This is a genomic window from Afipia sp. OHSU_II-C1 (assembly GCF_000497575.1).
In the GTDB taxonomy this organism is placed as follows: domain Bacteria; phylum Pseudomonadota; class Alphaproteobacteria; order Rhizobiales; family Xanthobacteraceae; genus Afipia.
Genome location: NZ_APJI01000023.1, coordinates 190818 through 215043 on the forward strand (window position 1 = coordinate 190818; position 24226 = coordinate 215043).

Genomic DNA, 24226 nt, shown 5'->3' on the forward strand with positions numbered 1-24226 from the left:
ATGGCTTCGCACAGCGGCTCGTTGCCTCTCCATGATCTGTATCGATGACATACCTGCACCCGCTCCAAAACAAAACGGCGCCCGGAGGCGCCGCTTTTAGAAGCTATCGACAACGCCCTTAAGAGCTGGCGTTGAGCACGGTCACAGCGCGGCGGTTCTGCGACCAGCACGAGATGTCGTTACACACCGCGACCGGACGCTCCTTGCCGTAGGAGATCGTCCGCATGCGGCTCGGATCGATGCCGCGCGAGGCGAGGAAGCTGCGAACCGACTGGGCACGCTTCGCGCCGAGCGCGATGTTGTATTCGCGGGTGCCGCGCTCGTCCGCGTGACCTTCGATCGTGAAGGAATAGCGGTTGTACTGCTGGAGCCACTGCGCCTGCTTGTCGAGGGTCGCAATCGCCTGCGGCGACAGTTCGGTCTGGTCGCTCTCGAAGAACACGCGATCACCGACGTTAACGACGAAATCCTGCTGGCTGCCGGGCACCGCCGCGCTCGCCATGGCGTCGCCACCGACTCCGGTCTTGTTGGCGCAGGCGCCCATCGACAGCGCCACAGCCAAAACGGCGGCAAGCTTCAATCCCTGGAGGATACGCATCTGATGTTTCATTCCGGAGCCTCCACGCTCTGGTTCTGATGACTAGGGGTCCGGTCTACAGCGGCTTGGTTAAGCGAACGTTCCGTCAACCTTGATGAGGCGTTGCCGGAGCCACTCAAATGCCTCACATCCAGCAAAACCGATACCCATGGTTAATGCGGTATGAATATGGCGCGACGGTGAATGCGCCAAGCAAAAAGGGCCCCGCCGGCGGCTGGAGCCCTTTATTTGTGCGAATTTTTAGCCGTTACGCGATGACGAAGCCTGCTCAGGGCCGCGGCGCGATGGTCGCCTTTGCGAACGGAAACTGCGGCAGGGTCAGAACCGGTACGGACTCCGCAAGCGGCTGGCTGCGCTCGAACAGCTTGCGGCGCTCAAAGAAGCTCGAGCGGAAGTACGGGTAACGGGCAAAGACCCGCTCGCGCATCGCCGGATAGTCGACCGCCATCAGGCAAATCGGCTTGGTGAGGCTCGGATAATTCCGCGGCTCGCTGATCGACTTGTGCAGGAACACGCGGCGATAGAACGCCTGGTGCTCGGCCCGCACGCTCGCCAATCCGATATCCGCATCGAAGTACTCGCAGGCCATATAGGCAAGGCGCAGCGTAATGTACGGCAGTTCGGGGCAACGGGATTCGCGATCGGGATCGGCGACGAACCGCGTCGGATCGATCAGCACTCGGCCCTTGGCGATTTCGGGTTCAAGCAGATCGGAAAAGACCGCGAGCGAGGGACATGCCGGCGTTTCCGGCGACGAGACCGTGATGCGCAGCGAGCTCATCAGGACGCCATCTCGGTAGACTCCAAAATTCCAGGAGTTCGGAAGGTCGTCGTACTGGTCCTGAATCATCTGCTGCGAGTTTGGGTCGATGGTCCCCTCGCGCAGATAGGCGCGGTAGCGCAGACGATAGAGTTGTTCTTTCTCAGCCTGTGTTTCGGCGAGTTTATAATCAACGGCTTCCAGCGGATAGGCTAACCGTTCCGACGAACGGCCGGTCGTTCGGACAGCAGACACCATTTTCGATGCTCCGAGCGATACGACAGTACCGCGTCACATGAACAGAGGTTAATACCTTCTTAACAAAATCGCAAAGCGTTGCATGAGTTAACCTTAACTCTTGCCGATGCGCGCGCGATCAATTGGCATTGCAGTCATGTCCATTGAGGAGACGATGTTAAAGCCGCGCGCTGTGTCAGCGCAGCGTCTGGCGAAGCGGGATGACGTCCTTGCTGACGGTCCCGTGCGACGCCTTCAGCAGTTCGCGCACCCGCGGCGCCGGAACCGGACGGCTGAACAGGAAGCCCTGCGCCTCGGTGACGGTGCCCTCTGCGCTGATGAGCTCAAGCTGCTCGTTGGTCTCGATGCCTTCGACCACAACGGACATGCCGAGATCGGCACTGAGGCGCGCGACACCGCGCAACAGGGTCAGCGGCCGCTGGCTGCTGCCGATATCCTCGAGGAACGAGCGATCGATCTTCACCTTCTGAAGCGGGAAATTGTGCAGGTAGCTCAGGCTCGAATAGCCAGTGCCGAAGTCGTCGAGCGAGATGCGCACGCCGGCCTCGCGCAGTTGCGTCAGCACATCGAGCGTCCATTGCGTGTTGCGCAGCAGGGACGACTCGGTAATTTCGATTTCAAGCCGGTGCGCCGGCAGTCCTGACACCTCAAGCGCATAGCGGACCTCGGTCATCACGTCGCGCTGATGGAATTGCTGCGACGAGAAATTGACCGCGACGCTGACCGGGTCCGGCCACTTCATGCATTCCATGCAGGCTTTGCGCAGGATCCAGCGGCCCAGGTCGACGACGAGCCCCATGTCTTCCACGACCGGAATAATATCGGCCGGAGAAACCGCGCCGCGTGTCGGATGGTTCCAGCGCAGCAGCGCTTCGCAGGTCGAGATGCGGCCGGACTTCAGATTGACCAGCGGCTGATAGTAAAGCTCGAACTCTTCATGCGCGAGCGCGTGGCGCAGATCCAGTTCGAGCACGCGACGCGTCTCGACTGTGTGTGCCATCTCTTCGCGGAAGAAGCAGAAGGTGCCGCGGCCGTCGGCCTTGGCGCGGTAAAGCGCCATGTCTGCATTCTTCAGCAGGGTGTCGACGCTGGCGTCGGGCGAGGTCATCGCAATGCCGATGCTGGCGCCGATCTCAACCAGATGATGATCGATCTCATAGCGTTCGCTGAGGCGGTCGACGATTCTGCGAGCGAGCGCCGCTGCATCTTCGGTGGACTGGATTCCGCGCTGGAACACGACGAATTCATCTCCGCCGAACCGCGCGACGAAGTCTTCCGGCCGCAGCAACCGCCGCAGCCGTGCCGTCACCGCACAGAGCAGCTTGTCGCCGCTCGGATGACCGAGCGTATCGTTGACCTGCTTGAACTGATCGAGGTCGACAAACAGCAGCGCGGAGAGAGGCGCGCGGCTCGAGGCCAGCATCTGGCCGATTTCGTCGCGGAAGTGCACGCGGTTCGGCAGCCCGGTGAGTTCATCGAACCGCGCCATATGACCGATCTTGGCTTCGGCGTTCCGGCGCGCGGTAATGTCCTCGACCAGCACGACGGTGCCGCCGTCCGCCATCGGCTCGAAGGTCCATGCCAGCGCCCGCTCCTCGGAGCCGGTCGAATAGAGTGTGACGATCTCGGCTTGCTGCTGTCTCGCGGTCTGGGCGATGATCGTATCGGCGTTGGCCGCCGTCAGCGTGCCGGCCTTGAGACAGGCGGCAACGACTTCGGCCGCGGACGCGCCAGAGCCGATCAGATCGGTCTTCAGCCCCATCATGGAATGGAAGCGATAGTTCATCACGGCGAGGCAGCCGTTTGCATCGAACATGCAAAGACCGTGCGGCATGTTGTTCAGCGCAGTGTCGAACTGCGCGGCGATCGACGCCTCGCGCTCGTTGGCCAGCAGCGCCTTCACGAAAATCGAATGCAGGCTCAGGTTGATGTCCTTCAATCCGAGGAAAAACAGCACCAGCAGGCCCGCCAGCCCGATGTGGTAAAGATCGCCATGGATCGCGAGCGCGAGGGACATCGGCCCGCAGGACAGCAGGATGTGAAGCTGGACGATACGAGGGCGGCCGTAATTGCGCGCAGCACCGCCGCCGGTATAGGCGATGGTCACCGTCGTACAGAGCATATGGGCGATCGGATCGTCAGTGCCGAGCAGCACAATCGCGCACCAAAGTCCGAGCACTCCGGCGTAGAGCATCGCGCCGAGCATGTAGCGCGGCTCGAAATCGGCGGCCTGTTCAGGGGAAAGAACCGTCGTGCGCTTCTCGTATTTGCGCATCTGGATCGCTCGCGCGATACCGATGGTGATGATCAGCAGCGCGCACGGCCAGATCGGAGCGTAGCCGGTCTTGAGCGCCGTCATCAAAGCCGCGGCCGCGGCGCAGATAGCCCCGAACAGCATCGGCCAGGAATTCTGGCACATGGAATCGACCAGCGCCGCGTAGATCGACGGCGACAGAGTCTCTTCGTCTGGGCTGTTCTTTCGATGAAGCAGTTGCATATGGGCGCGCGCACGTCCTTTTGAACGGCTCAGCTTTACCCACCGCAGATGAAGTCTTTCTGAGGGAACATCGTTACTTATGTCTTGCCGCGATCAGCGACGGACAAAATCCACCTGCAAATTCAGCAGAATAAACAAATCCTACCGGCGAAACCGAAGAAACCGGGCCAGGATTTTAAGACTTCATTTACGATAGCAGCGGCGACCATGCCGGGTCGGAAGCGAAGCCTGGTGTCGGAACCTTCTGTTCGTTGCGTCCGGAAATATCCACCGTGTACAGTGACGGCCCGCCGCCCGCTTCACGGAAGAACATCACGACACGGCCGTTCGGCGCGAAGGTCGGCCCTTCATTGTGATAGCCGGAGGTCAGAATGCGTTCGCCCGAGCCGTCCGGCTTCATGATGCCGATCGAGAACTGGCCGCCGCCCTGCTTGGTGAAGGCGATGTAATCGCCGCGCGGCGACCACACCGGCGTCGAATAGCTGCCTTCGCCGAATGAAATGCGCTGTGCCGCACCGCCATTCGCGCCCATCACATAGATCTGCGGCTTGCCGCCGCGATCGGACTCGAAACAAATCCGCCCGCCATCCGGCGCATAGGATGGCGACGTATCGATGGCCGGTGTGTCGGTCAGACGCGTGGTCGACTTCGAGCGCAGGTCCATCACGAACAGGTTCGAGTTGCCGCCCTGCTGCAGGCTCATGATGATGCGCTGGCCATCGGGCGAGAACCGCGGCGAGAACGACATGCCGGGGAAGTTGCCGACGATCTCGCGTTGTCCGGTTTCGACATTGAAGAGATAGACCCGAGGATCGCCCTGGCCGAATTCCATGTAGGTGATTTCCTGCGTGGACGGCGAGAACCGCGGCGTCAGCACGAGATCGGCCCCGCGTGTGAGGTAACGCACGTTGGCGCCATCCTGATCCATCATCGCAAGGCGCTTGACGCGGCGATCCTTCGGGCCGGTCTCATCGACGAACACGACGCGGCTGTCGAAGTAGCCCTTTTCGCCGGTGAGGCGTTCATAGATTTGATCGGAGATGATGTGCGCGATGCGGCGCCAGGATTCCGGCGACGTGAAGTATTGCTGACCCGTGAGCTGCTGCGCCTGCGGCACGTCCCACAGGCGGAATTCAGCCTTGAGGCGGCCGTCACCCTGCCGGGTGGCGCGTCCGGTGACCAGCGCTTGAGCATTGATCTGACGCCAGTTCGCAAACTGCGGCGGCACGTCGATGTTGGAAATGCGCTCGATGAAGGCCGCCTGATCGATCGGCGCGAACAGTCCGCTCCGCTTCAGGTTGTTGGTGATGACCTGCGCGATGCCGGCAGCGACCTCGCTGTCGCCTTGGCTACCCGGAACGAAATTCGGAATCGCGATCGGGATCGGCTGGAAGTTGCCTTCGGTCACCGTGACGCGAGCCTGCGCGAGCGCGCGGCGCATCGGTGTCGCGAGCAGCAATCCCGCGGAAGCGGCTCCCGTCATCATCTGGCGGCGGGTCGGGATCATCGGATTCAACTTGGCCTGCAACTCGTCCGAACCTTCGTTATTCAAGTCTCGCATGCTATCCAAACTTCATTCTGGCGATGTCGCCGTTTGTTATATGTCTGGGCATGATCTGATCCGAAAACCGATTTCCGCTCTTCGGGATCATGCCGTTACGAAAATTTTTCAGTGAATGCGGGCTCGAAAAATTTCCACTCGTCGAAATAGGCCGCAGGCAGGTTATACGGCTGACACTCGATGATCGCGCGCAGTGCGCTGTCCTGATAAACGCGGAAATAGCCAGTCGAAGCACTGGAAAGCGGCACCGGATTGGCTTCCAGCGTGCCGTCGCGCTTCAGCTTGATGGTGAAAACCGCTTCCACCTTCTGCGCCTCGACGCCGCCGTACGGCTTCTTCCAGCACCGCTCCACCTGCTGGCGGAACATCGCGCCCCAGGTCGCGGAGTTGTCGGCGGCCCTGCCCTTCGCTGTGCCAAGCGCGGCCTGCGAATTCAGCGCAGCACCGGTGATGGATTCGCGCGAGGGATCGCGCTTGTCCAGCAGGGCGGCGATCTTCGACTGGTCGAACGTGCGTTCGGTCGGCTGCTTTTGCGGCTGAGGCGGCGCAGCCTTGACCTGCTGCGGCTTGGGCGGCTTCTTGGCCTCTTCCTTCTTCAGCGCTTCCGCGATCGGATCGACTTTCGCCTGATCCGGCTTCTTCTCCGCAGGCTTCTGTTCTTCCTTGGGCTTGTTCTCGACCACGGGCTTCGGCGGATCGGGCTTTTTCTCGACCGGCTTTTCCTCGGGCTTGGGCGTGGGCGGCGGGGCCGCCTCGGTCACCACCGGCGGCTTCTTGTCGTCGATCTTGCCCACGGCATCCTCAACCGGAGGCTTGGGCTCGGCGACCTTCTCCACCATCGGCTTCGGGTTTTCCTTCTTGCCGGTTTTCATTCCCTGCATCGCCTTGGCGAACTGCTCGGCGGAAACGATATCGACCGGCACGGAATCTTCCGGCATCGACTCGAAGGCCTTGGTCGAAAACGACACCATGCCCCAGCCAATCACCAGGGCATGCAAAACGACAGACGCTGCGACGGTCTTGTCGATCTTCACGTCAGTTTCCCTGCTCGACCTCGGTCACCAGAGCTACGCGTTTGAACCCTGCGGCGGACAGGCGTCCCATCACGCGCATCACCGTACCGTAATCTACCTTTGTGTCGCCGCGAACAAAGATACGCTCATCCATGCCGCCGCGCGCCTGGGTAATTGCCGTCAATTTCGGCACCAATTCGTTCATCGGGATCTCGGTGTTGTTGAGAAACACCTTGCCGGTGAGCTGGACCGAAACCGTCAGCGGCTCCTTGTCCTGATCGAGGCTCTTGGCCGCGGTCTGCGGCAAATCGAGCGGCACACCGACCGTCAGCAGCGGCGCGGACACCATGAAGATGATGAGCAGCACCAGCATCACGTCCACCATGGGCGTGACGTTGATTTCGGCCATGACGTTGGCGCGGCGATAGCCGCGGCGTCCGCCGCCGCCCGATCCGCCCCCGAGATTCATGCCCATGACGAATATCCCAAGCCGTCGTTCAACTCGTTCCCCTTCACGCGCGCTCGTCGATCTGGCGCGACAGGATCGCCGAGAACTCGTCAGCGAAACCTTCAAGCCGCTGGGCCTGCCGGTTCACCTCGGAGGTGAACTTATTGTAGAAAATTGTCGCCGGAATTGCGGCAATCAGGCCGATGGCGGTGGCAAATAGGGCCTCGGCGATGCCGGGAGCGACCACTGCCAGGGAGGTGTTTTTCGACGCCGCGATGGACTGGAAGCTCGACATGATGCCCCAGACCGTGCCGAAGAGGCCGACGAACGGGCTCGCCGAGCCGACCGTCGCCAGCACCAGCAGCCGGCGGTCCAGCCGCTCGACCTCGCGGGCGATCGACACGCTCATCACCTTGTCGATCCGCATCTGCAGGCCGGCGATCGAGCGCGAATGGCTTTCGAACGAACGCTTCCACTCGCGCATCGCCGCCACGAACAAGGCGGCCATCGACTGCGTCGGCTTGGCCGCCAGCGCGCGGTACAATTCGTCAATGGACTGCCCCGACCAGAATGCCTGCTCGAAGCGGTCCATGGCCTTCTTTGTGCGCGAGTAAAGCAGCATTTTATCGATAGCGATGGCCCAGACCCACACCGAACACGCCAGCAGCCCGAGCATGATCGTTTTCACGACAAAGTGCGCATGCCAGAACAGCGAGATCAGCGACACGTCAGCGGAGGCCAGCGGCAGAGCCGACTGCGCTACGTCTGCTGGATTCATGATCGGTATCCTCTCAAGGCGATTGTCACTTCATTTCACGCGCTAACGCGCTGATCGCGGTCGCCGCAAGGCAATGACCGCCGCAGCGAAAGCGCCAACGCTGCCGATCGCCCCGTCCGGTCTCGTGTCGCGTGGGATGGCCTGTCCCGAGGCCGGGCTCTGAATCCCCTGCTAACGTGTCAAAACGAGGGCTGTCAGCCCATATAACCAAACGCTAATCAGGGTTAAGGTCGGGTTACCGCAGTCCAATCAGGGCCCGAAAATGCCCTGCAAACCAACCCTGTGAGGCAGCACCGGAGCCGGTTCCAGGCCCGGATCATGGCGAGGGCGCGGCAACGCCCCGCAGCCGCCGCACCAGCGGCGTGAGCAGTTGCGGCGACAGGTAAATCGGGAACTGGGCCAGCGCGAAGTACAGCCAGGTCAGTCCCGGCAACGCCCCGTCCACGGCGGCCAGCATCAGGCCCATGTTGCGCTGGGAGGCCATCAGCCCCAGCGCAAGCGCACGCGCGAGGCCGGCCCTGCGGAACACCAGCGTGGTCACAGCCAGCAGCGCCGCAAACAGGGCAAAGGCCAGCACCAGAAGACCCAGCACGCGGAGGGGCGCGGCCCAGAAGCTCGCGGCGACCGGTCCCATCACCGCACTGACGAACACCAGCAGCACCAGAATGTTGACGCCGTCGATCGGCTGCTTGTGGCGGGCGATGGTTTCCGCGCCGGCAAGACGGCGGACGACAGCGGCAACAAGGACAGCGCCAAACAGGATCGCGAACAGTTTCAGCCCGAGCGCCAGCGGCGAGAGCGTGAGCGCGTCTCCGAAGAACAGCCACGCAAACAACGGCGCGCTGAACGGCACCAGCGCGGTCCCGGTCACGAGGGTGATCAGCACCAGCGTCGAGTCCAGCCCCATCAGCGCAACCAGCGCGGGCGAGGCCATCATCGGCGACGCGACCGCCTGAAGCATCAGGCCGAGAAACAGATCCGGTGCGAACCGGTCGAGGCCGCTGACGATGCCGGCGCAGCCGAACAGCAGCGGCACAGCGAAACTGCTCCACAGCGTCGCAGCGATCACCAGCGCCGGCCGCGCGAGATACCCACGCATTGCGGCGACATCGACCCGCATGAACGAAATGCAGAGCAGCAGGAATATCGCTTCGGTGACATAAGGCTTCAGCAAGACGCCGAGCGGCGGAACGGCGATGCCGATGAAAACCAGCGCCGCAATGGCCCGCGCGCCCTGACGGCCAAGCCAGGCGAGCGCCCCCACGGGCATGGCAAATAGATGCTGCATGGTCGTAGGCATGATGACTCCGCAGGCCCAGTAAACCGAGGCCATGGACGACAAGATTGGAAAGGTCGGAGAAAAGCGGCGACGAACGAAGCGTGAGCGCAAGATTGCGCCTGCACGCGATCGCGGGAATCAGCCTACCAGATGCCGCTACACGACACGGCTCGCCACCAGCGGCGGCGCGATGAGATCACGGTTCTGATCATGCTGCATTCAAACCCATCCAGGCTGCGATGGCAAACCGGAAAGACCTCAGCCTGAGCGCATCTGCTTTGTTTGTGGCGCAGGATCGGATTTAATCGGCGTATGACATCCACTGTCCCCACAACGGCCCGCTCACGTGCATCCCGGCGCGGCGCGCTCACCTCATCGATCCTGATCCTGTCGAACCTCGTGCCGCTGGCGGGAATTCTGTTCTGGGGTTGGGACACCTTCGTCCTGCTCTGCCTGTACTGGCTGGAAACCGCGGTGATCGGGTTCTGGACCATTCTGCGCGCCGCGACGATGTTCCGCGATCCGGGATCGGCGGCAGGCCGCAGCATCGCTGGCACGCTTGCCCTTGCCGGATTCTTCACCGTGCATGCCGGGCTGTTCATGTCCGTGCACATGCTGTTCATCTACACGCTGTTCGCCGGGCCGTGGACCGGGCGCATTCATGACGCGCGGGATTTCATCCGCCTGATCGTGATCGGCAAGGATTTATGGATCCCGCTGCTGGCGCTGTTCGTGGGTCAAGGCGCGATCTTCATCAACGACGTGGTCAACCGTTTCGTGTTTGCGAAAACGCCGCCGGCCAATGCCGACACCGGCGAAATCATGGGCGGTTTCTACACCCGTATCGTGATCATGCATGTGGCGATCATGGGCGGCGCGTTCATCGCGCAGGCGATCGGCACAGCAGGACCGCTGATCGTGCTTGTGCTGCTCAAGATCGCCATTGAAATCAGGTTTCAGATGAGGGCAACCCGACAAGAGCCTCAGTCGGTGAAAGTGGCATCATGAGTGTTCTTCAGCAGACGAAAAAACGTATCTCATTTCGTGTGCGACTGCTCCACGCCGATCGCTGGTTGGCAGCGATGCTTGCAAGCTCACAAATGACAATCTGGCTCTATGAATTCGTGCGGTTCGGAATCAAGCAAGCCTGGGCATGCCTATTTGGCGGAGCGATGGTCGGTCTGCTTTTAGCGACTCATTTTTGGTATCCATCGTGGATACCGTTAGCCCGCTATGATTTCCTGTTCGTTGCAGCCGCTGGTCTTCAGATTGCGCTTCTCGCAACGCGCATGGAGACCCTAGACGAAGCCAAGGTCATTCTAGTTTATCACGTTGTCGGAACGACGATGGAGATATTCAAAACATCCGTCGGTTCATGGATTTATCCAGAGCCCAATATTTTCCGTATCGGCGGGGTCCCTTTGTTCACCGGCTTTATGTACTCTTGTATCGGCAGTTATCTTTGCCGGGTCTGGCGACTGCTTGATTTTCGCTTCGATCATCATCCGCCACTATGGGCGATGAGCATACTGAGCATTGCAATTTACATAAACTTCTTCGCTCATCATTACATTCTCGATTTTCGGATCGCCCTCTTTGCCGTCAGCGTTGCGTTGCTTGCGCGGACAAAGATCTACTTTCGGGTTTGGATAACCTATCGATCAATGCCGTTACTGCTTGGGTTGATTCTTGTCTCACTTTTCATCTGGCTATCAGAAAATATCGGCACCTACACCAAGACGTGGCTCTATCCGGCCCAGTTGCATGGATGGTCGATGGTTTCGATCAGCAAGCTAGGGTCGTGGTACCTTCTTCTAATTATCAGCTACACGCTCGTCTCGCTCATCATCAAACCTCAGCCCATGCAGCCCGAGCTCGAGCAACAGTCAGATTCAGAGAAGGAGGTTCACTAGGATGCTTGGCAACCGACGCAACCGGTTCTTAATAATCTCGCTCTTGATTATTGGGCTTGGCTTGGTGACGCGCTGGCCAGCACTCGGACATCACATTCTTCTGAAATTTCTCGGCTCTGCACTGTGGGGGAGCCTGATCTATTGCGCAGCCGTTATCCTGTGGCCAAAGGCAGGTTCTCAGAAATTGGCAATTGGAAGCGCCATTTTCTCTGCAACTATCGAATTCCGCCAGCTCTGGCATACGCCGTCACTCGATAGAATTCGCGACACCACACTCGGCGTATTATTGATCGGAAAGTATTTCTCGTGGTGGGACATCATGTCTTACTTTGTTGGCATCATGATCGCTTGGATTGTTGATCTAACGACGAGACAACATCCGAATCTTCAACCAGTGCTTCGTAAGTAGACGCGCAAAACAAAACCGCCCACCTGATCGACAGGTGGGCGGCTTCGTTAGCCAGTCAGGGAGACGGGGCTTGTCTTATCCCTGCGGCTGATCGTTCGGTGGCGTCGGGCGCTGCTTGTGCTGCGCCATGAAGGCGTCGAACTCTTCCTTGTCCTTGGCGTGACGCAGGCGGTCGAGGAAATCCTTGAACTCGGTCTGCTCTTCCTCGAGACGGCGCAGCGTCTCCATGCGGTAGTCGTCGAAGGCGCGGTTGCCGCTCGAAGGCGCGTAGAAGCCGCGGCCTTCCATCCGGTTGCGCATCCGCTCCATCTTGTACTGCATGCGCTCCATCTTGTCGGCCCAGCGGCCGTGACGATCGTGAGACCAGCAACCCATGTTTCTGCTCCAGAGTGAGTAAGCGAGGGCGGCCAAACCCAGCGGCCACCAGATGATGAAACCGGCAACGATCAGAATGATCCGCCCGGGGTGAAACCGCGGCTGCCAGTCGTGCCGCGAGTCGTAGTTGTCGTGATGCGGTCCGGCCCAGTCCGGGCGGCCCCATCGGTCGAGACGTGCAGTGTTGGCGTTTGCGGTGTTCGCCATAGGCGTCCTCCCAGTTTTCACGTTCCCGTGAATGTAAATAACATTTACATAGATAAAACATCCCGGGATTTTGTCAAGCGGGCCCCCTCGGGGGTCGCGCAAATTATTTGGATGGCCGGTGATGGTGGTCGGTCGGGAACCCGAGGCCCTTGAGGTAAATCAGCACGCCCGCTTCCAGCAGGTCCTCCGCCGACATCGGCAGCTTGCGGCGCGCCGCATCGCCGCGTCCGAACAGCGACGCGATGCCGTGCGACATGGACCAGATGTGGAGCGCCATCATCATCGCGGGCGGGCGCGGCACGCCCGGAGGCGCCATTGCCACCAGCCGTTCGGACGCTGCACGGATGATGGCGAAGGCGCGCTCGGACGCCACCAGCAGCGCGGGATTGGCCTCGAGCGGCACGCCGGATTCGAACATTGCCGAGTAATATGCGGGGTTTTCGCGCGCGAACGCGAGATAGGCCTTGCCGACGCGCTGGAACGCGGTCGGCGTATCGGGACGGCCATCGTCCCAGGCCGCGGTGAGTTGCGATTCGAATTGTTCGAAGCCCTGCTGCGCCACACTGGCGAGCAACTCGTCGCGATCGCGGAAATGGCGATACGGCGCCGCCGGGCTCACACCGGCCGAGCGCGCGGCCTCGGCGAAGGTGAACCCCGCCGGGCCCTTGTTCGCAATCAGATCGAGCGCGGCCTGCACCAGCGCCTCTTTCAGATTGCCGTGATGGTAGCCGCCTTCGCGGCGGCCGCGGTTCTTCCAACTCATCTTGCGTATCTACTCATGTAAAGTCCTTTTACATGAGTAGGGCCCCGACGTCACTAAACCTTTGTCCCCGCTGCCGAAGGCCCGCAGATCAAATCGACAGTTCCTTTGGCGATGGCTTCCAGCTCCGCGCGCGGCACCCGAGCACGGGACCGGATCGCCAGCGCCTCGACGGTCGATGCGGCGATCTGGGAGAGGATCTGCACATTCGCCGTCGGCGGCAGTTCGCCGGTTTCGATTGCGACCTGAAACCGCTTCGCGAGCGTCCGCTGCGTCGAGCCAAGCGCCCTCTGCACAAGGGGACGAATCTCCGGGTCGGCCATCGCCTCGGAGGTCGCCGTCATCACGGTGAAGCAGCCGCGCGGGCCGTTTTCGCCGGCGAGATAGACATCGAGCGCCGTCGCATAGATCTTTTCAAGCATCTGCCGCAGCGTCAGTCCGGGCGCGAAAGCAGGAGCGAACTTTGCCGCCATCTCGGCGCGATAACGCTCATAGGCCTTGAGAAACAGTTCGCGCTTGTCGCCAAATGTCCCATAGAGGCTCGGCCGATTGATCCCCATTGCCTCGCTGAGATCGTCCAGCGAGGTTGCTGCGAAGCCGCCATCCCTGAAGGTGTCCATGGCTTTGCCGAGCGCGACATCCGGCTCGAAGGCACGCGGGCGACCGCGTTTTTTCGGCGCGCTGGAGGCGGCTTTCGCCGGCTGAGGCTTTTTTTGTACCATTTCGCAAATAATTCTCTTGACCGCATTTAATTTATGCGGAACGGTATAAAAATCAAGGACGGACCGGTTTCAACAAGGAGACGCACCATGAAGCTCTATTTCTCGCCCCTCGCCTGTTCGATGGCAACCCGCATCGCACTTTATGAGGCCGGCGCCGACGCCCGCTATCTGGAAGTCGATCCGAAATCCAAGAAGGTGCTTCAGGACGAATCCGATTTCTTCTCGGTGAACCCGCTCGGCCTGGTGCCGACCATCAGCACCGACGACGGTCTGGTTCTCACCGAGAACGCGGCGATCCTTCAGTATGTCGCCGATCGCTTTCCGGATGCCGGCATCGGATCAGGCGCGGGTATCGAGCGCAGCCGGTTGCATCAGTGGCTGTGCTTCATCGGCACCGAACTGCACAAGGGACTATTCCTGCCGCTGCTCGACAGGAAAGCTCCGGCGGAGATGAAGGGCTATGTGCTGGAGAAGTATCTCTCGCGGCTCGACGTCCTGAACAAACATCTGGAAGGCCGTGAATTCCTGCTCGATCATTTCAGCGTGGCGGACGCCTATCTCGGCACCGTGCTGAACTGGACCATGGCAACGCCGCCGATCGACCTGAAGAAGTGGCCCGCGATCAACGATTATCTCTCCCGGTTCAAGACGCGTCCAAGCGTGATGAAGGCTCTCGCCGCGGAGTTCGAGCTCTACAAGGCCGAAATCGCGCGTCACAAGGCGGCGGCGTAACGGAAGACGTCTCGTCATTGCGAGGAGCACTTGCGACGAAGCAATCCATTTTTGCAAGAGTGGATTGCTTCGCTTCGCTCGCAATGACGGACAATCAATCCAGCAACCGCCGCTCCGATTCCTTCAGCGACCGGGAAAACACTTTCGCATCATTGAAGGCGCGCGCCAGCACCAGCGCCCCCTGGATTTCCAGCACCGCATGCTCGGCCTTGCGGCGCGCGGCGCTCTTGTCGTCGCCATAACGCCGCAGTGCCGCGGCGAGCGCATCCACCCATCCGGCGAAATAGACCTTCACCTTTTCGCCGAACAGATCACGCGACGCGCCGAGCGCAACCACGCCGACAAGACAGACCCGCTGTCCCGAGCGGAAATAATCATCCGCCGCGGCATACATGTCCGCGATGCCTTTCACGGGATCGGCGGCTGTTCGCAGCGGCGCATAGATATTGTCGGCGAACCAGCGATCGATCGAGGCGAGCACTTCATCCGCCATCTGCTCTTTTCCGCCGGGAAAGAAATTGTAGAGGCTGCCCTTGCCGAGGCCGGTCGCATCCGAGATCAGCGCAAGTGTCGCACCCTCATAGCCATGCGCGCGGAATACTTCGGCCAGCGCGGCCAGAATGTCTCTGCGTGCAGCTTCGGTTTTTGCCATTGCAGTCCTCGCCGGCTAGCTCACTTCGGAACCGGCGCAAGGCCGGGAACATCCGCAGGCCGCGGGCCCGGGGCGGGCCAGTGAAACCGGCGCTCGCTGTCCTTGATCGCCACATCGTTGATGCTGGCTTCACGGCGCTTCATCAAGCCGTGCTCGTCGAATTCCCAGTTTTCGTTGCCATAGGACCGAAACCAGCTTCCGGCATCGTCGTGCCATTCGTACTGAAAGCGCACAGAGATAAAATTTCGATCGAACGCCCACAGATCCTTGATCAAACGGTACTCGTGTTCCTTCGCCCACTTGCGGGTGAGGAATTCGACAATCGCCGCGCGGCCCTGAAAGAATTCCGAGCGATTCCGCCAGATGCTGTCTTCAGTGTAGGCGAGCGAGACCTTCACCGGGTCGCGCGAATTCCAGGCATCTTCCGCCATGCGCGCCTTCTGCGCGGCGGTTTCTCTTGTAAACGGCGGCAGGGGCGGACGCGACATGGGAGGACTCCTGTTTGTACCGATAGGTACAACTTGTGCCAATCAGTACAATCCGTCAAGCGCCAAGCCAAAAGATCGCAATGAAGTTAGGGAAACTCAGGCCGCGTCCTGGTCGGCCTTCATGGCGATGCGCAGCGCCTTCGGAATCGGCCGGGCGCGACCGCCGGACACAAACGCGACCTTGACCCGCGCCTCGACCAGCACATCGTCGCCGCGCCGGACTTCCTGCGCCAGCGTGATCGACGCGCCCCGGATGTCGGCGGGCACCGTCACGACATCGAGCACATCGTCCATCCGCGCGGGCTTGAGATATTCGATCTGCATCGAACGGACCACGAAGGCAAAACCTGGCGCTTCGTTCTGCGCTTCCGCGAACAGCGCATGCTGGTCGGCGCCGAGCAGCCGCAGATAGTTGGTGCGGCCGCGCTCCATGAAGCGCAGATAATTGGCATGATAGACGATGCCGGTGAAATCGGTGTCTTCGTAATAGACACGCACCTGCATCACGTGCTTGCCGTCGCGGATCGATCCGTCGAGATGAATGGTCATGTTGCAGCTTTTGCGCAAAACGCCAAGCAGCGCAAGCGCCGGGCGGCGCTATGAGCTGGCCGCAGGCGCGCCCAGCGGCGCGACGCTGTAGCGCGTGACCTTCAGCCGGGCCGGTTCAACCCCGAACCCATAGCCGTGGTCTAAGCGCCGAACGCGCCGATGAAACGGAAAAAATGTCGGCGTGAGATCATGACCGCTTCACCGCGATGCATCCCATCCATGCTCATGAATTGGAGCGGAATTACGGTTCCCCGTCGCTCTCGTCTCCACTGAAGAGCCCGAACTGCGACGGATCGCGCGACGGCTCGGCAAGGCCGAGATGCCTGAACGCATGCGATGTCAGAAGCCGCCCGCGCGGCGTGCGCTGCAGGTAGCCGCATTGAATCAGGAACGGCTCGATAATGTCCTCGATGGCGTCGCGCGGCTCGGAGAGTGCCGCCGCCATGGTCTCGACGCCAACCGGCCCGCCGCCGTAGTTCAAGGCGATGGTCGTCAGGTAGCGGCGATCCATCGCATCGAGACCGGCCTTGTCCACCTCCAGCGCCCCGAGCGCGTTGTCCGCAATCTTGCGATCAATCGCACTGGCATCCGCGGCCGAGGCGAAATCGCGCACCCGCCGCAGCAACCGCCCCGCGATGCGCGGTGTGCCGCGGGCGCGCCGCGCGATCTCGTTGGCGCCATCCGGCGTCATGCCGATGCCGAGCACCCGCGCGCCACGGGTGACGATCTTCTCCAGTTCTTCCTCGGTGTAGAAATTCAGCCGCACCGGAATGCCGAAGCGATCGCGCAGCGGATTGGTCAGCAATCCCGCGCGCGTGGTCGCGCCGACCAGCGTGAACTTCGCCAGATCGATCTTCACCGACCGCGCCGCCGGTCCCTCGCCGATGATGAGATCGAGCTGAAAATCCTCCATCGCCGGATAGAGCACCTCCTCCACCTGCGGACTGAGCCGGTGGATTTCGTCGATGAACAGCACATCGCGCTCTTCGAGATTGGTCAGGAGTGCCGCGAGATCACCGGCCTTCGCAATCACCGGGCCGGAGGTGGCGCGGAAGCCGACGCCGAGTTCACGCGCAACGATCTGCGCGAGTGTCGTCTTGCCGAGGCCTGGCGGGCCGACGAACAGCACATGATCGAGCGCCTCGTTACGCTTGCGCGCCGCATCAATGAACACCTGAAGATTGGCGCGCGCCTGCTGCTGGCCGACGAACTCGGACAGGTTCTGCGGGCGCAGCGAGGTATCGCCGATGTCGTCGGCGCGGCGCTCCGGCGTGACGATGCGGGGCGAGGTCATACGGCACTCACTTAGACAGTTCCTTCAAGCCAAGCCGGATGAGCTGCGCCGTCTCGGCCTTCTCCCCAGCGCTGCGCGACGCTGCGGCAATCGCAGCCGCCGCCTGCGGTTGACCGTAACCGAGATTGACCAGCGCGGAAATCGCATCAGTCACAGGCTGCGGGGCGCGATTCTCGTCGAGCGCGCCGGACAGATGCACCACCGCCGGATCGACCGTAGCGAAGGCCGGAGTCTTGTCCTTGAGTTCGGTCACGATGCGCTCGGCCACCTTCGGCCCGACGCCCGGCGTGCGCGCCACCGCAGCCTTGTCGCGCAGCGCAATCGCATTGGCGAGATCGGACGGCGGCAAGGTCGAGAGCACCGCAAGCGCTACTTTGGCTCCGACACCCTGCACGGTTTGCAGCAGCCGGAACCATTCGCGCTCCATGTCGCTGCGGAAGCCGAACAGCTTGATCTGGTCCTCGCGGACATAGGTCTCGATGGAGAGCACTGCCGCCTCGCCCTGTTGCGGCAGCGCCTGCAGCGTGCGCGCCGAGCAGTGCACCTGATAGCCGACGCCCTGCACGTCGAGGATCACATAGTCCTCGCCGTAGGAATCGATCAGGCCTTTAAGTTTTCCGATCATGCGCCAGCGACTCTCAGCTTCAGCATCACGCTCTGGCGGTGATGGGCGTGCGTGATGGCAATCGCCAGCGCGTCGGCGGCGTCCGGCGTTTTCGGATTCGCTTTCGGCAGCAGCACACCCAGCATGACGCGGATCTGGTTCTTGTCGGCGTGCCCTGCCCCGACCACGGTCTTCTTCACCTGGTTGGGGGCGTATTCGGCCACGGCAATGCCGAACATCGCAGGCGCGAGCATGGCGACGCCGCGTGCCTGGCCTAGTTTCAGGGTCGATGCCCCATCCTTATTGACGAAGGTCTGCTCCACGGCGGCCTCCAGCGGCCTGAAATCGCCGAGGACGCGGGCAAGGCCTTCGTGAATCGCCAGGAGACGCTCGGCCAACGGCAAGGCCTCGCGGGATTCCACCGAGCCGCAACCGACATAGATCAGCCGGTTGCCGTCGATGTCGATCACGCCCCAGCCGGTCCGGCGCAGGCCGGGATCAATTCCAAGAATGCGAATCGCGCTCGTTGCCATCCGCCGATCATACGCGAAACCGCCCCCGGCGTCCGGGGGTCACAACAGCGTCCCGCGCAGGATCAGCAATGCGGCACTGAAATAAATCATCAGGCCGGTGACATCGACGAGGGTCGCGACGAAGGGAGCGGACGCGCTGGCGGGATCGAACCCAATCCTTTGCAATGCAAAGGGAAGCATCGATCCTGCCACCGAACCGAAGGTCACCACGCCGACCAGCGCGGCGGCCACGGTCCATCCCACCAGCAGCCAGTGCTCGCCGTAGTTGTAGATGCCGAGCTTCTGCCACGCCACGACCCGCGCAAAGCCAATCGCCCCGAGCAGACCGCCAAGGATGAGACCCGTCGGCAGTTCGCGCAGCATCACCCGCCACCAGTCCGCCAGCTTCACATCATGCAGCGCCAGCGAGCGGATCAGCAGCGATGTCGCCTGCGATCCCGAATTGCCGCCCGAGCTCATGATCAGCGGAATGAACAGCGTCAGGACTAGGGCCTTCTCAAGCTCGCCCTCGAAGTGCTGCATCACGCTCGCCGTCAGCATCTCGCTGAGAAACAGAATTGCCAGCCAGCCGCCCCGCTTGCGGATCATGTCCGGCAGCCGGATCTGCATATAAGGCTCTTCGGTGGCCGACATGCCGCCGAACTTCTGCACGTCCTCGGTGCTTTCCTCGATGATCGCGTCGATGATGTCGTCCACGGTCACGATGCCGAGCAGATGCCCGGTCTTGTCGATCACCGGCACGGCGAGCAGATCGTGCCGGGTGATGACGCGCGCCACCTCCTCACGGTCGATCAGCGGAAATGTCGTGATCGGCTCATGGGTCGGCGCGAGAGTCAGGATATTCGCCGACGGCTCACCCGAGATCAGGCGGCGCAGGGTCACCGCGCCGACAAGACGCCGCGTGACGGGGTCGAGCACATAAATCGCATAAACGGTTTCGCGGGAACGCTCGACCTTGCGGATATGCTCAAGCGTCTGTGCGACGGTCCAGTTGCCGGGCACGCTGACGAATTCCGTGGTCATCATCGCGCCGGCGGTGTTCTCCGGATAGGCCAGCAGGCCGACGATGGCGCCGCGGGACACGTCATCGAGCCCGGCCAGCAGCTCCGTCTTTGCAGGCTCATCAAGCTGCTGCACGATATCCGCCGCCATGTCCGCGGACATGCCCGCAAGCAGGGGCGCGGCAACATGACGGGGCAGCGCCTCGATAATCTCGGCGCCGAAGTCCAGTTCGGGCTTGTCGAGAATTTCAATCGCCAGATCGCGCGGCAGCAGCCGCACGACATCCGCGGCATCCGGCGGAGGAAGCTTGTTAAGAATTTCGACGGTGTCGGCGGCATGCTCGCCGATCAGCGTCGCGGCAAGAACGGCCGCATTGAAAGCGCCATCGTGCGCTGCATGGGTATCAGTCATAGCTCACCTTCGGGTTCTGCCGGCAACGGCAGCGATCGGTGAGCTGGAGCGCTCTAGACCACTGGGACCGTTGTCGGCGAAATACGTGGACTGTCGCTTGGCATAGTTGATTGGTTTCCAGTGATGGGCGCCGAACGCGCGCGAACGCACCCCCGCGGCTGACATGATCCTTCAGCAGCGCGGCGTCAAGAAAAAATCTTCAGGGGACCGTTAGAGCTTACGCGCTCATCTTGGCGGCGAGCGCGTCCGACACCTCGAAATTCGCATAGACGTTCTGGACGTCATCATGCTCGTTCAGAAGGTCGAGCAGCTTGAACAGCTTCTCGCCGGTCTCGTCGTCCACGGCGATGGTGTTCTGCGGCTTCCAGATCAGCGCCGCCTTGCGCGCTTCACCGAACTTGGCCTCGAGGCCCTTGGCCACTTCGCGGAACGTTTCCGGCGAGGCATAGACCTCATGGCCGTCCTCGCTGGATGCCACGTCGTCGGCGCCGGCTTCGATCGCCGCTTCCAGCATGGCGTCGTCGGACGCGACCTTGGCGTCGTATTCGATTACGCCGACGCGGTCGAACATGAACGACACCGAGCCGGTTTCGCCGAGATTGCCGCCGGACTTGGTGAAATAGGAGCGGATGTCGGAGGCCGCGCGGTTGCGGTTGTCGGTGAGCGCCTCGACGATGACGGCGACACCACCGGGGCCGTAGCCCTCGTAGCGCATCTCATCGTAGTTCTCGCCGTCGTTGCCGATGGCCTTCTTGATCGCGCGCTCGATGTTGTCCTTCGGCACGTTTTCCGCGCGCGCCGCGGTGATCGCCAGCCGCAGCCGCGGGTTCATCGCGGGGTCGGGGGTTCCCAGCTTGGCGGCGACGGTGATTTCGCGGGCGAGCTTGCCGAACATCTTGGACCGCATGGCGTCCTGTTTGCCCTTGCGGTGCATGATGTTCTTGAATTGGGAATGTCCGGCCATAGGGGTCTCTCGAGAGGATCGGGAATCGCAGGCATCATTAACGCAACTGCCCGGCGGCGCGGCGTTATAGGCCCGGACCGGCAAAATTTAAAGGCAGATCGGCCGATTTTGGTACGGCGGTGTGGGATGCCAGCCCATCCGGCAGGCAACAGTTAACCATGAGTTCATGCCGAGGTGCGATACTGCCTACCTATTCATCTCCCATTTCAGAGACCTCTTATGGCGTTCGGACTTTTTCGGAAGCGGCTGCCAGAACAGGCGAGCCCGGATATTGCCCCCGAGCCGGTCGCAACACCGGACCCCGCTGCATCGTCCCAGCACGATTCAGCCCGCGAAATCCTCGAACTGCTTGAACTCGAACTGGTCGCGATGATCCGCCAGCTCGAACGCGCGGCCAGTTCGGTGGCCAGCGGCGCCCAGTCCACCGCCAGCACCCTGTCCGCCATCCGGCACCGCGCCGACGCCCTGGCCGACCGCACCAGCGACGCGCAGGCCACCGCCGAGACCTTCTCGCAGGCCGCGGAAAAATTCACCCAGTCGGCCCACGGCATCGGCGCGCAGGTGCGCGATGCCAGCAAGCTCGCCGATGAGGCCAGCGCCGCAGCGCAGGAAGCCAGCCTCAATGTCGAGCGGCTGCGGGAATCCTCCGCCGCCATCGGCAATGTCGTCAACCTGATCGCGACCATCGCCAAGCAGACCACGCTGCTTGCGCTGAACTCCACCATCGAGGCCGCGCGCGCCGGTTCGGCCGGCAAGGGATTCGCGGTCGTCGCCTCCGAGGTGAAGGCGCTGGCGGTCCAGACCCAGAGCGCCACCGAAGAGATCAAGCAGAAAATCGACGCCCTGCAGCAGGACGCCGCGACATCGTTCGACGCAGTCCATCGCATCACGGCAGCTATCGACGCGATCAAGCCGGTGTTCGCGCATGTCAATGGCGCAGTCGCCGAGCAGAACGAAACCACCGGCGAAATCACGCAGAATGCCGCGTCGGCGTCGCAGTTCATCTCATCGGTAGGCACGAGCAGCGCGGAAATCGACAACGCCGCCAGGGAAGCCGAAACCCATGGCGAGAGCGTGGCGCAGGCTGGCAAGGCCGTGACGATGTTTGCCGAAAAGCTGAAAACGCGCTGCGCGGTGCTGCTCCGCCAGAACGAGAACGAAGAGCGCAAGGCCGAACGGATGCCGTGCCGCCTTCAGATCGAGATCGACACCGGACGGTCGCCGGTCAAGGCGGAGGTGTTCGAGATTTCCGTCGACGGTATTCTGATTGGCGGTGCAAGCGCGGCGTCCCTGCCGTTGCAGCAGATCATGAAGGCCAAGCTGCAGGACATCGGCCCGTGCAGCCTCCGCGTCACCGGCCAGACCAGTGGCGGCGCGCAGGCCGCATTCGTCTCGCCCGATGCCGCACTCAAGGACCGGATCGAGGACAAGGTCTGGTCCATTCACGACGAGAACACCGAGTTCGTCACCCGCGCCATGGAAGCCGGCGATGCAATTTCCAGGATCTTCGAGAACGCCGTCGCCAAGGGCGACATCAGCATCGACGATCTGTTCGACGAAAACTATGTGAAGATCGAAGGCACCGATCCGGTGCAATACCGCACGCGCTTCCTCGACTGGGCCGATCGCGCGCTGCCTGAAATCCAGGAAGCCATGCTTGCGCGTGATGCGCGGGCTGCCTTCTGCGCCACTATCGACCGCAACGGCTATCTGCCGGTGCACAACAAGATGTACTCGCATCCGCAGCGCGCGGGTGATGTCGCATGGAACACGGCGAACTCACGCAACCGCCGCATCTTCAACGACCCCGCTGGACTGGCCGCAGGCCGCAACATCCGCTCGTATCTGATCCAGAGCTACGCCCGCGACATGGGCAACGGCAAAACGATCATGATGCGCGAGATCGACGTGCCGATCCGCGTCAGGGGCCGCCACTGGGGCGGATTCAGAACGGCTTATAAAATCTAGGTCACCAGAAATCCGGCACCGCGCGTTCCAGCAGCGGGCCGATCCGCACCGCGGCGACGCGCGTGGCGAGACCCGTAGCGTCGTCGGTTTCGACCGCAAGGCCGCTAAGCGTCCCGACGCCGTCCGCCGCCTCGAAACGTCCCGCCGGATAGCCGCGCAGGAACCGTCCCAACGGTTCATCCTTCTGCATGCCGATCACGGATTCATAATCGCCGGTCATGCCGGCATCGGTCATGTAGGCCGTGCCGCCGGGAAGAATGCGATGGTCGGATGTCGGCACATGGGTATGCGTGCCGACCACGATGCTGGCGCGGCCATCGCAGAAATAACCGATCGACTGTTTCTCGCTGGTCGCCTCGCCATGAAAATCGACGAGCACGGCATCGGCGGCCTCCCGCAGCGGACATGCGCTCAGTTCGCGATCAAGGATGGCGAACGGATCGTCGAACGGCTGCATGAAGACGCGGCCGATGGCATTGATCACCAGCGCGCGCTTGCCGCTTCGTGTATCGATCAGCGCGGCGCCGCGACCCGGCGTGCCGGGCGGGAAATTCGCCGGACGGATCAGGCGCGGGGCGCGATCGATGAACACCAGCGCCTCGCGCTGATCCCACGAATGGTTGCCGAGCGTAATCGCGTCGGCTCCGGCTTCCAGAAATTCGTGATAGATCGCTTCGGTGATGCCGAAGCCGCCCGCCGCGTTCTCGCCGTTCACCACAACGAGATCGAGTTTCCAGTCGCGGATCAGTCCCGGAAGAGTTTCGTTGAGGGCCACGCGGCCGCTGCGCCCCACCACATCGCCGACAAACAGAATTCGCAAAATTATAATCTCCGCAGATCGATCAGCTCGCGTTCCGTTAGCACACAATCGAGTTGCTCGTCGTGCGGAAGTCGCGGCACTGTCTCGATTTCCTGCACTGCAAAAGCGACGCCGATGACGGTGATTTTCTTGATCGCGCGGAGATTTTCCAGCGTGCGGTCATAATAACCCCGGCCATAGCCGATGCGGTGACCGGCGCGGTCGAACGCCGCCATCGGCACCAGCACGATGTCAGGGTCAACCTCATCCGCGTCCGACGACGGCTGAAAGATACCGTAGGGTCCGCGCACCAGTCCCTGCTCCGGCTGCCATTCACGGAAGATCAGGGCGTGATCGCGCGCGATGATCACCGGCAGCGCGAGCACGGCCCCCTTGTCCGCAAGCGCGCGCATCAATGGAAACGGATCGAATTCGCTGTTGATCGGCGAATAGCCTGCAACGATGACGCCCCGCGGCAGTTCAACCGGCAGCGGCACCTCGGCGACAGCACGCGCGGCGTCGGCGCGCGCTTCGGCGCTCAGGGCGTCACGCTGCGCCAGCGCACCGCGCCGGAAATCGTCTTTCAGATTGTCGAGAAAACGGTTTCCATCCAACGCGGCGAGTCCTTGTCGCCTCTCTCATGCGGCAAGAG

The 24226-nt window shown here is 61.9% G+C and carries 26 protein-coding genes; 5 read left to right on the forward strand and 21 right to left on the reverse strand.

Annotation, left to right across the window (positions count from 1 at the left end; all coding sequences use genetic code 11):
- Positions 1-118: 118 nt before the first annotated feature.
- The 8 genes from pal to I554_RS0122980 form a co-directional block, all read right to left on the reverse strand.
- Positions 119-610 carry a peptidoglycan-associated lipoprotein Pal gene (pal, locus tag I554_RS0122945; RefSeq protein WP_024574199.1) on the reverse strand — a complete coding sequence of 164 codons (492 nt, stop codon included), beginning with the start codon at positions 608-610 and terminating at the stop codon, positions 119-121.
- A 256-nt stretch (positions 611-866) separates the two neighbouring features.
- Complete coding sequence (locus tag I554_RS0122950) at positions 867-1616, reverse strand: acyl-homoserine-lactone synthase (RefSeq protein WP_024574198.1); 750 nt, start codon at positions 1614-1616, stop codon at positions 867-869.
- A gap of 175 nt (positions 1617-1791) precedes the next feature.
- On the reverse strand, positions 1792-4113 hold the full coding sequence (locus I554_RS0122955; protein WP_024574197.1) for an EAL domain-containing protein: 2322 nt from the start codon (positions 4111-4113) through the stop codon (positions 1792-1794).
- Positions 4114-4300: 187 nt separating this feature from the next.
- Positions 4301-5620, reverse strand: coding sequence for a Tol-Pal system beta propeller repeat protein TolB (gene tolB / locus I554_RS0122960; protein ID WP_029659306.1), 1320 nt, complete (start codon positions 5618-5620; stop codon positions 4301-4303).
- 149 nt (positions 5621-5769) lie between these two features.
- Positions 5770-6708: a cell envelope integrity protein TolA gene (locus I554_RS0122965; RefSeq protein ID WP_024574195.1), complete on the reverse strand. Its 939-nt coding sequence runs from the start codon at positions 6706-6708 to the stop codon at positions 5770-5772.
- A gap of 1 nt (position 6709) precedes the next feature.
- A complete protein-coding gene (gene tolR / locus I554_RS0122970) occupies positions 6710-7162 on the reverse strand; it encodes a protein TolR (RefSeq protein ID WP_024574194.1) in 453 nt (150 codons plus the stop codon).
- Positions 7163-7199: 37 nt separating this feature from the next.
- Positions 7200-7913 (reverse strand): protein TolQ, encoded by a 714-nt coding sequence (tolQ, locus tag I554_RS0122975; RefSeq protein ID WP_024574193.1) that lies wholly within the window; start codon positions 7911-7913, stop codon positions 7200-7202.
- A gap of 316 nt (positions 7914-8229) precedes the next feature.
- Complete coding sequence (locus I554_RS0122980) at positions 8230-9213, reverse strand: Na+-dependent transporter (protein WP_024574192.1); 984 nt, start codon at positions 9211-9213, stop codon at positions 8230-8232.
- 291 nt (positions 9214-9504) lie between these two features.
- Between I554_RS0122980 and I554_RS0122985 the strand changes: the two genes are divergently transcribed.
- The 3 genes from I554_RS0122985 to I554_RS0122995 are packed head-to-tail and all read left to right on the forward strand — an operon-like array spanning position 9505 to position 11514.
- On the forward strand, positions 9505-10200 hold the full coding sequence (locus I554_RS0122985) for a DUF6498-containing protein (protein ID WP_024574191.1): 696 nt from the start codon (positions 9505-9507) through the stop codon (positions 10198-10200).
- Positions 10197-11105: a DUF817 domain-containing protein gene (locus I554_RS0122990; protein WP_024574190.1), complete on the forward strand. Its 909-nt coding sequence runs from the start codon at positions 10197-10199 to the stop codon at positions 11103-11105. The genes I554_RS0122985 and I554_RS0122990 overlap by 4 nt, the downstream gene beginning before the upstream one ends.
- A 1-nt stretch (position 11106) precedes the next feature.
- Entirely contained in the window at positions 11107-11514 is a 408-nt protein-coding gene (locus I554_RS0122995) for a DUF2809 domain-containing protein (protein WP_024574189.1), read from the forward strand.
- 75 nt (positions 11515-11589) lie between these two features.
- On the opposite strand, the gene I554_RS0123000 is transcribed toward I554_RS0122995, so the two are convergent.
- The 3 genes from I554_RS0123000 to I554_RS0123010 form a co-directional block, all read right to left on the reverse strand.
- The gene (locus tag I554_RS0123000) at positions 11590-12096 is read right to left on the reverse strand and encodes a DUF2852 domain-containing protein (RefSeq protein WP_024574188.1); all 507 of its coding nucleotides are present in this window, start codon (positions 12094-12096) and stop codon (positions 11590-11592) included.
- Between the two features lie 103 nt (positions 12097-12199).
- Entirely contained in the window at positions 12200-12859 is a 660-nt protein-coding gene (locus I554_RS0123005; protein ID WP_024574187.1) for a TetR/AcrR family transcriptional regulator, read from the reverse strand.
- Between the two features lie 53 nt (positions 12860-12912).
- The gene (locus I554_RS0123010) at positions 12913-13578 is read right to left on the reverse strand and encodes a TetR/AcrR family transcriptional regulator (protein WP_024574186.1); all 666 of its coding nucleotides are present in this window, start codon (positions 13576-13578) and stop codon (positions 12913-12915) included.
- An 87-nt stretch (positions 13579-13665) separates the two neighbouring features.
- Here I554_RS0123010 and I554_RS0123015 point away from each other — a divergent pair, with 87 nt between their 5' ends.
- Positions 13666-14310, forward strand: coding sequence for a glutathione binding-like protein (locus I554_RS0123015; protein WP_024574185.1), 645 nt, complete (start codon positions 13666-13668; stop codon positions 14308-14310).
- A 94-nt stretch (positions 14311-14404) separates the two neighbouring features.
- Here I554_RS0123015 and I554_RS0123020 read toward each other — a convergent pair whose 3' ends face one another.
- The 8 genes from I554_RS0123020 to I554_RS0123065 all read right to left on the reverse strand — a co-directional run bounded on the left by I554_RS0123020 (position 14405) and on the right by I554_RS0123065 (position 20807).
- On the reverse strand, positions 14405-14962 hold the full coding sequence (locus tag I554_RS0123020; protein WP_024574184.1) for a TetR/AcrR family transcriptional regulator: 558 nt from the start codon (positions 14960-14962) through the stop codon (positions 14405-14407).
- Positions 14963-14982: 20 nt separating this feature from the next.
- Complete coding sequence (locus I554_RS0123025; protein WP_024574183.1) at positions 14983-15450, reverse strand: nuclear transport factor 2 family protein; 468 nt, start codon at positions 15448-15450, stop codon at positions 14983-14985.
- A 96-nt stretch (positions 15451-15546) separates the two neighbouring features.
- Positions 15547-15999 (reverse strand): tol-pal system-associated acyl-CoA thioesterase, encoded by a 453-nt coding sequence (ybgC, locus tag I554_RS0123030; protein ID WP_006022276.1) that lies wholly within the window; start codon positions 15997-15999, stop codon positions 15547-15549.
- 241 nt (positions 16000-16240) lie between these two features.
- Entirely contained in the window at positions 16241-17293 is a 1053-nt protein-coding gene (gene ruvB, locus I554_RS0123045) for a Holliday junction branch migration DNA helicase RuvB (protein WP_024574182.1), read from the reverse strand.
- Between the two features lie 7 nt (positions 17294-17300).
- Complete coding sequence (ruvA, locus tag I554_RS0123050; RefSeq protein WP_024574181.1) at positions 17301-17918, reverse strand: Holliday junction branch migration protein RuvA; 618 nt, start codon at positions 17916-17918, stop codon at positions 17301-17303.
- Positions 17915-18430 carry a crossover junction endodeoxyribonuclease RuvC gene (gene ruvC, locus I554_RS0123055; protein WP_024574180.1) on the reverse strand — a complete coding sequence of 172 codons (516 nt, stop codon included), beginning with the start codon at positions 18428-18430 and terminating at the stop codon, positions 17915-17917. Before ruvC ends, ruvA begins: the two co-directional genes overlap by 4 nt.
- A 39-nt stretch (positions 18431-18469) precedes the next feature.
- A complete protein-coding gene (gene mgtE, locus I554_RS0123060) occupies positions 18470-19843 on the reverse strand; it encodes a magnesium transporter (protein WP_024574179.1) in 1374 nt (457 codons plus the stop codon).
- A gap of 217 nt (positions 19844-20060) precedes the next feature.
- Complete coding sequence (locus tag I554_RS0123065) at positions 20061-20807, reverse strand: YebC/PmpR family DNA-binding transcriptional regulator (RefSeq protein ID WP_006022281.1); 747 nt, start codon at positions 20805-20807, stop codon at positions 20061-20063.
- A gap of 219 nt (positions 20808-21026) precedes the next feature.
- On the opposite strand from I554_RS0123065, the gene I554_RS0123070 reads away from it, so the two are divergent.
- The gene (locus I554_RS0123070; protein WP_024574178.1) at positions 21027-22775 is read left to right on the forward strand and encodes a methyl-accepting chemotaxis protein; all 1749 of its coding nucleotides are present in this window, start codon (positions 21027-21029) and stop codon (positions 22773-22775) included.
- A 1-nt stretch (position 22776) separates the two neighbouring features.
- Here I554_RS0123070 and I554_RS0123075 read toward each other — a convergent pair whose 3' ends face one another.
- Positions 22777-23595 carry a TIGR00282 family metallophosphoesterase gene (locus I554_RS0123075; RefSeq protein ID WP_024574177.1) on the reverse strand — a complete coding sequence of 273 codons (819 nt, stop codon included), beginning with the start codon at positions 23593-23595 and terminating at the stop codon, positions 22777-22779.
- Between the two features lie 2 nt (positions 23596-23597).
- Positions 23598-24188: a 5-formyltetrahydrofolate cyclo-ligase gene (locus I554_RS0123080; RefSeq protein WP_024574176.1), complete on the reverse strand. Its 591-nt coding sequence runs from the start codon at positions 24186-24188 to the stop codon at positions 23598-23600.
- Between the last annotated feature and the right edge of the window lie 38 nt (positions 24189-24226).